Source organism: Veillonella sp. oral taxon 780 str. F0422 (assembly GCF_000221605.1).
GTDB lineage: Bacteria > Bacillota > Negativicutes > Veillonellales > Veillonellaceae > F0422.
The window spans coordinates 63,269-70,221 of record NZ_AFUJ01000013.1; the positions used below are offsets into that span (position 1 = coordinate 63,269).

Annotated in this window: 5 protein-coding genes; 4 read left to right on the forward strand and 1 reads right to left on the reverse strand. The window is 38.8% G+C overall.

Annotated elements, in window-relative coordinates:
• Nucleotides 1-54: 54 nt before the first annotated feature.
• The 3 genes from HMPREF9200_RS01905 (at nucleotide 55) to HMPREF9200_RS01915 (ending at nucleotide 4,538) form a co-directional block, all read left to right on the forward strand.
• Nucleotides 55-1,374, forward strand: a complete 1,320-nt coding sequence (locus HMPREF9200_RS01905; protein ID WP_009353115.1) for an amidohydrolase — start codon at nucleotides 55-57, stop codon at nucleotides 1,372-1,374.
• An 89-nt stretch (nucleotides 1,375-1,463) separates the two neighbouring features.
• A complete protein-coding gene (locus HMPREF9200_RS01910) occupies nucleotides 1,464-2,981 on the forward strand; it encodes an NAD(P)/FAD-dependent oxidoreductase (RefSeq protein WP_009353103.1) in 1,518 nt (505 codons plus the stop codon).
• A 474-nt stretch (nucleotides 2,982-3,455) separates the two neighbouring features.
• Nucleotides 3,456-4,538 carry a cation diffusion facilitator family transporter gene (locus HMPREF9200_RS01915; RefSeq protein ID WP_009353065.1) on the forward strand — a complete coding sequence of 361 codons (1,083 nt, stop codon included), beginning with the start codon at nucleotides 3,456-3,458 and terminating at the stop codon, nucleotides 4,536-4,538.
• Between the two features lie 186 nt (nucleotides 4,539-4,724).
• On the opposite strand, the gene sstT is transcribed toward HMPREF9200_RS01915, so the two are convergent.
• On the reverse strand, nucleotides 4,725-5,945 hold the full coding sequence (gene sstT, locus HMPREF9200_RS01920) for a serine/threonine transporter SstT (RefSeq protein ID WP_009353062.1): 1,221 nt from the start codon (nucleotides 5,943-5,945) through the stop codon (nucleotides 4,725-4,727).
• Between the two features lie 178 nt (nucleotides 5,946-6,123).
• Here sstT and HMPREF9200_RS01925 point away from each other — a divergent pair, with 178 nt between their 5' ends.
• Nucleotides 6,124-6,843, forward strand: a complete 720-nt coding sequence (locus tag HMPREF9200_RS01925; RefSeq protein ID WP_009353120.1) for a class I SAM-dependent methyltransferase — start codon at nucleotides 6,124-6,126, stop codon at nucleotides 6,841-6,843.
• Nucleotides 6,844-6,953 lie beyond the last annotated feature (110 nt).

The following is a 6,953-nucleotide window of genomic DNA, read 5'->3' on the forward strand; positions in this document are numbered from 1 at the left end:
CATAGATACCTTTTAGTAAAAGGTGTTTTCATACAATGTAAAAGGAGACCGATTATGTTAACGAAAGAAGAACTAAAACAACGTGTGTGTGATGCTATTGTAGCAGGACAAGATCGATTGCGTGCATTAGCTAGCGCCATTATGGATGAACCAGAATTGGGCTATAAAGAGCATAAAACATCTCAAAAAGTACAAGATATGTTTACAGAGCTAGGGATTCCTTTTACAACGGGTCATGCTATTACAGGTGTGAAAGGTCGTTTGCATGGTGGTAAATCTAAAAAAACTGTCGCCATGATCGGTGAATTGGATGCCATCGTATGTCACCGTCATCCAAAGGCAGATCCTATGACAGGGGCGGCCCATTGTTGTGGACATAATGTGCAAATTGCCAATTTATTTGCAGTAGCCATGGGCTTACAAGCAGAAGGTGTTATGGAAGCTCTTGGTGGGGATGTAGTTTTATTTGCTGTGCCAGCAGAAGAGATGATCGAAGTAGATTATCGCAATACATTGCGTGAAAAAGGAACGATTAAATACTTAGGTGGTAAACAACAGCTGATTTATGAAGGGGCTTTTGATGATATCCATATGGCTATGCAAATGCATGTGGAAACAGCGGACACACCTACGGGAGAAATGAACTTAGGTAGTACCTCCAATGGATTTGTGGCAAAACTGATTGAATACCATGGTAAAATTGCCCATGCAGCGGCATCTCCTCATGAAGGGATTAACGCATTAAATGCAGCTTTGATGGGGGTGATGGGGGTGCATGCCATTCGTGAGACTTTCAAAGAGAGCGATTATTTCCGTTTCCATCCTATCATTAATCAAGGGGGAACCTTGGTCAACTGTGTACCAGATTATGTGCAAGTTGAAAGCTATGTGCGTGCTTCTAATGTACAAGCTATTGTGGATGGGAATCAACGTGTTAATCGTGCCTTGAAAGCTGGCGGAGATGCAGTGGGGGCTACTTGTGTGATTCATGATCTACCGGGCTATTTACCGATGCGTGATAATCCAGATATGAACAGTTTATTGCGGTCTAACTCAGAACCGCTATTTGGTACAGACAATGTACGTCAACGGGTGCATATGACAGCAAGTACTGACATGGGCGATGTATCCCATTTAATGCCTGTTATCCACCCTTGGGTGGGATGTATTGAAGGGGTGCTCCATAGTGCGGAATATAATATTACCGTACCAGATGTAGCCTATATTAAAACGGCTCAAGCCTTAGCCATGACTATTGTTGATTTATTATATGATGAGGCACAGGTTGCGGAAGAAATTTTAGAAAACTTTGAAGCTCCTTTAACAAAAGAAACGTATATTGAATTGTTAGATTCTATTGCCAGTGGAAAATAGTAAAAATTCTCATATCTAAAATAGTCGATGTATGATATACTATATACAAAGAATAAAGATTATCCATTGGTTTAGAAAGGATGACGTAAATGAAACAATATGATGTAATCGTAATTGGTACTGGTGGTGCTAGCTTAGTAGCTGATGCGGCATTAAAAGCAGGTAAACGTGTAGCTGTTATTGAAAAAACAGGATTTGGTGGTACTTGTTTAACACGTGGCTGTATTCCAACAAAAGTAATGGTTACGGCAGCGGATGTGGTACATGAAAGCCATGGTTGGAAAAAAATTGGTGTAGAAACTGCCACACCGACTCTTAACTGGGATGTAGTGAGTGAACGGGTTTGGAAAGCTATCAATAAAAGCAAAGGGGTTAAAGAGTTCTATGAAAGCTTTGATAATGCTGATGTATACCATGGAGCAGCTACATTTGTAAGTGATAAAGTATTATATGTAACATTGCAAGATGGTACAAAAACAGAAGAAATTACAGCACCTACTATTATCATTGGTACAGGCGGTCATTCTAAAGTAAATCATGTGGACGGTTTAGAAGAAGCTGGTTATATTACAAGTGAAAAATTCTTTGGCAGTGAATATCCAAAAGTACCATATAAACGACTAGCTGTATTTGGTGGTGGTCCTATTGGTACAGAATTTGCAGGCGTTTTTGCTGCAGCAGGTACGGAAGTGACATTAATCCAGCGCAATGTGCGTTTGTTACCAAAAGAAGATGAAGCTATTTCTGCTCATATTTTAGAAGAAATGAAAGCCATTGGAGTGAACGTATTAACAGATACTGTATGTGATAATGTACGTGTGGATAATGGTGATAAAGTAATCACTGTGAAAAACCGTACTACAGGTGAAGTATCTGAAATCCGTGTAGATGAAATTTTGGTGGCTACTGGGATTGCTCCGTCTGTAGAAGATTTGCACCTAGAAAATACTCATATTGAGCAATTACCAGGTGGCTGGATTAAAACTAATGAATTTTTAGAAACATCTGTAGAAGGTGTGTATGCATTAGGTGATGTGAATGGTAATGCAGCCTTCCGTCATCGTGCCAACTATGAAGGGGATATTATCTCTCATAATTTATATCGTGCTACATCTCCAACAGACTATCGTTGGGCACGCTATGATTTGATTCCTATGGTGACGTTCACGTATCCAGAAGTAGGTCGTGTTGGTATGACAGAAGCGGAAGCTAAAGAAGCTGGTTATGATGTAGGGGTTGGTATCAACCATTATTCTAACTCTGCTAAAGGCATGGCTCTTGGTATTGACAAAGGTGATGTGCATGATGGGTTTATCAAAGTAGTGGTAGACAAAGCTACGAATCGTCTATTAGGGGCTCATATCGTGGGACCACAAGCATCGATCTTGTTCCAACCATATGTACATTTAATGAATAGTGGTGAAGTGAAATTAGTGCCTGTTCATGAAGAAATCGGTTCTAATACAACGAAAGAACTACGTGCACAAGGTTTGACACGGTACTTGGATCCACAATCTGTTATCTCCATTGGCGAGGCTATGGCTCCACATCCAACATTGTCAGAAGTGTCTATGTGGACGCAAGTATTCTACGAACATAAATGGTAATCTATTAATAAGATATTTACTAAAAACTGTAGTGATGGGAATACTATCACTGCAGTTTTTTTATGCTAATATATGATGATAATTGATATATTGTGCAGTACCTATAATTAGAATATGTTTATTCTGTATAGGCAGATATGAGTATGATGTGCTAGTAATGCTAGAGGTGTAATATAGTATAAAAAATATAGCCTACCTTATTGTATGAGTATATGACATAGGTTATAACTATTTTGAAATCAAATATTCTCAATTAAAATTATAGTTGATAATAATTAAATAATAGTATATAATGAGAAAGTAAATGAGAATAAAAAGCTACCTCTGTGATATAGCAGATTAGAATGGGGTAGAATTGTGAGTATATGTTAAATAGATAAAAGAGGTGTAGTATGACAGAAGTATTAATCCGTTTTATTTGTAAAAAATAAAGATGGAGTCAAAGATACTAATGTACGCCAACAATATGGGATTATGGCGAGTATCACCGGTATTGTGGTAAATGTGTTAGTTTGTTTAGGGGAATTAATCATTGGTTTTCTTATCGGCTCCATTGCCATGATTAGTGATGCTATCCATAATGTGGCTGATGCAGGGGGATCCTTAGTATCCTTTTTGAGTTTTAAATTATCTGGCCGTAAAGCAGATGCAGAGCATCCATATGGACATGGTCGAATGGAATATTTGTTATCCATTGGTTTTTCTATTTTGCTTTTTGTAGTAGCTGCTCAATTAGGTATTGAAGCGGTGGAGCACATTATGAATCCCGAGGTAGTAGAGTTTTCCATATCCGCACTGGCTGTTATGTTAGGGGCTATGGCTTTGAAGATTTGGTTATCCTTCTTTTTGCGTTCCATTGGTAATCGTATTGATTCTCCGATCTTGCGTGCCAATGGGAAAGAAGCTTTATCCGATGTATGGGCGACGGCAGCGATTGCTATTGGCTTATTGTTGGGCGGTATATTCCAATTGAGCGTTGATGGGTATTTAGGCTTAATTGTGGCACTTATCATTGCCAAAGCTGGTTTTGAAGTGCTGAAAGAAGCGACAGATCGTTTATTAGGATTTGAACCTACTGCAGAACGTGTACAAGAGATTATTAATTTTGTAGAATCTAAGGCTGGCATTTTAGGAACTCATGATTTAATGATTCATGATTATGGTCCAGGCCACGAGTATGCTTCTATCCACGTAGAAGTAGATGCGAAACAAGATGCGATGACCATCCATAATATGATTGATCGTGTAGAACGACAAGCTTTGAAAGAATTACAGTTAAAACTGACCATCCATATGGATCCAATCGTTGTCAATGAGCAAACACTAGCTTTGCAACAACGTTTAGTGGCAGTGATTCAAGCCTATGATGACAGTTTTTCTTTATACGATATTCGAATTGATATGGAACATAGAAAGATTAGTTTTGACGTACAAGTACCGCATGATGTGAAATATACGAAAGAGGAACTTTCACAAAGATTAAGCCAATTAGTAGAAGCGGTACTGCCAACATTCGTAGTGAAACCGAATGTAGTACACGGATACACTGGGGTATAAGAGAAAGCATATCATCCTGTTTGCTTTACAATATAAGTGATGACACAATTAAGAAAGGACTGGTACAGATTGTACCAGTCCTTTTTAGGGCTTACTTTCATAAGCCATATGTAATTATAAATTCTATTGGGCATCCCATACCAAAGAACAAATAGACCTTTCAAACAGTATGTGTGAAGTATACGTTTATACTTTGTCCGTTGGGTAGCCGTGACGCGCATAATCTACAGCTGCTGTAAATAAGATATCTGTAGAAGAGTTTAATGCTGTTTCGGTGGAGTCTTGGATCACGCCGATGATGAATCCAACACCAACCACTTGCATAGCTACATCATTGGAAATACCGAATAGGGAACAAGCTAATGGAATCAATAAGAGTGAACCACCAGCTACACCGGAGGCACCGCAAGCGGAGATAGTAGCGATAATGCTAAGTAAGATTGCTGTCGCTAGATCTACTTGAATACCCAATGTAGATACAGCTGCCAATGCCATAACAGTGATGGTAATAGCTGCACCGCCCATATTGATAGTAGCGCCTAGTGGAATGGAAATGGAGTAGGTATCAGGTGTAATGCCTAGACGTTTTGCTAAATCCATGTTAACTGGAATGTTCGCAGCGGAACTACGAGTGAAGAAGGCTGTAACACCAGATTCACGAAGACAGCGGAATACCAATGGATATGGATTACGTTTCATAACGATAGCTACGATCAATGGATTGATGATGAGCGCTACCGCAAACATACATCCTAATAGGACTAATAACAATTTACCGTAAGTCAGTAAAGCGCCTAACCCATTTTCACCGATAGATTGAGCTACTAAGCCCATGATACCAAGAGGAGCAAATTTAATAATCCATTGTACAGCCAATGTAATCGCATCAGAGATGGAAGCCATCACATCTTTTGTTTCATTTGCTGCATGACGAAGAGCGAAACCAAATAGTAAAGCCCAACCAAGAATGCCGATATAGTTACCACTTAAAATGGCTTTCACAGGATTTTCTACAATATTAGTTAATAAAGTAGAAAGTACTGCAGTAATACCACTAGGAGGTGCTGTATCAGCTGGAGATGCTGTTAATAGCAAAGTCGTAGGGAATAAGAAACTACCTGCTACGGCGATAGCTGCAGATGCAAATGTGCCGATTAAGTACAATACGATGATGGAACGCATACCAGTTTTTTGACCGGAACGATGACGGCTGACTGCTGCGATGACTAAGAAAAATACTAATACAGGTGCTACACCTTTTAATGCACCTACGAAGATGGTACCTAATAAAGATAACTTCACAGCATTTTCTGGAGACCATACGGCAATACCAGTGCCGATTAAGAGACCTATGCAGATTTGCTGGATGAGGCTAAATCTATTGATGAATTGAAATAATGCCCTCATAGAAAACTCCTTATACTTATAAATACTTAAAATCGAGTACAAATATCTACTCATAAAAGACATAAGCACATTATAAACGGAATATATACTTTTGGCAAGAGAAAAAAATCACAAATTATGGAATATCCTCATCCATTCGTGTATAATTAATAGCAGTATAAATAACTGGAGGTATATTGTGGAATTTAAAACACATGAAGATAAAAAAGCTTACGTGCAAGATATATTCTCTCATATTGCGAAGCATTATGATGTGATGAATACATTATTGAGTTTTAACCAAGATGCACGGTGGCGTAGATTTGCTATAGCACAATTAGAATTAACGGAAGGTATGCAACTAGCAGATATTGCTTGTGGTACTTGTATGTTAACAAAAACAGCATTACAAGAAATTCCGTCTTTACATGTGGAAGGACTTGATTTTAGTCCTGAAATGTTAGCGGTGGGGCAAAATCGATTAGAGAAAGAAGGATATACAGATCGAGTGACCTTGACCCAAGGGGATGCTATGGATTTACCTTATGATAGCAATACCTTTGATGGTGCTGTATCTGGTTTTGCTTTGCGCAATGTGCCAAGCATTGAACAAACGATTCGTGAAATGAAACGTGTTGTTAAACCGGGAGGCAAAGTAGTGACTTTGGAATTGGCAAAGCCTACTATGTTTGGGTTTAAACAAGCCTATTATATATACTTTGAAAAGATTCTGCCTGTGTTGGGGAAATTGAGCCGAGATCAATCATCCTATGCATGGCTGCCAGAATCATTGCGCCGTTATGTGGGGCAAGAAGGTGTTCTTCAAATTTTTAAAGATGTGGGACTACAAGATGCTAAGTATTTTGAACTTACAGGTGGCATTGTAGCAGTCCATGTGGGCACCGTACCAGAAGAATAGAAAAAAGCTGTCATACACAACGAGGTAATGACAGCTTTTTATTGTTTATTCGTGGCCAAAGCGATTTGGACTTTTTAATGTTTCTTCGTAGATGTGGTTCACGATCTTCC

Coding starts and splice junctions, on each gene's coding strand:
- sstT (WP_009353062.1), bottom strand. CDS start 5,945: ATGAGGGCATTATTTCAATTCATCAATAGATTTAGCCTCATCCAGCAA.
- HMPREF9200_RS01905 (WP_009353115.1), top strand. CDS start 55: ATGTTAACGAAAGAAGAACTAAAACAACGTGTGTGTGATGCTATTGTA.
- HMPREF9200_RS01910 (WP_009353103.1), top strand. CDS start 1,464: ATGAAACAATATGATGTAATCGTAATTGGTACTGGTGGTGCTAGCTTA.
- HMPREF9200_RS01915 (WP_009353065.1), top strand. CDS start 3,456: ATGGCGAGTATCACCGGTATTGTGGTAAATGTGTTAGTTTGTTTAGGG.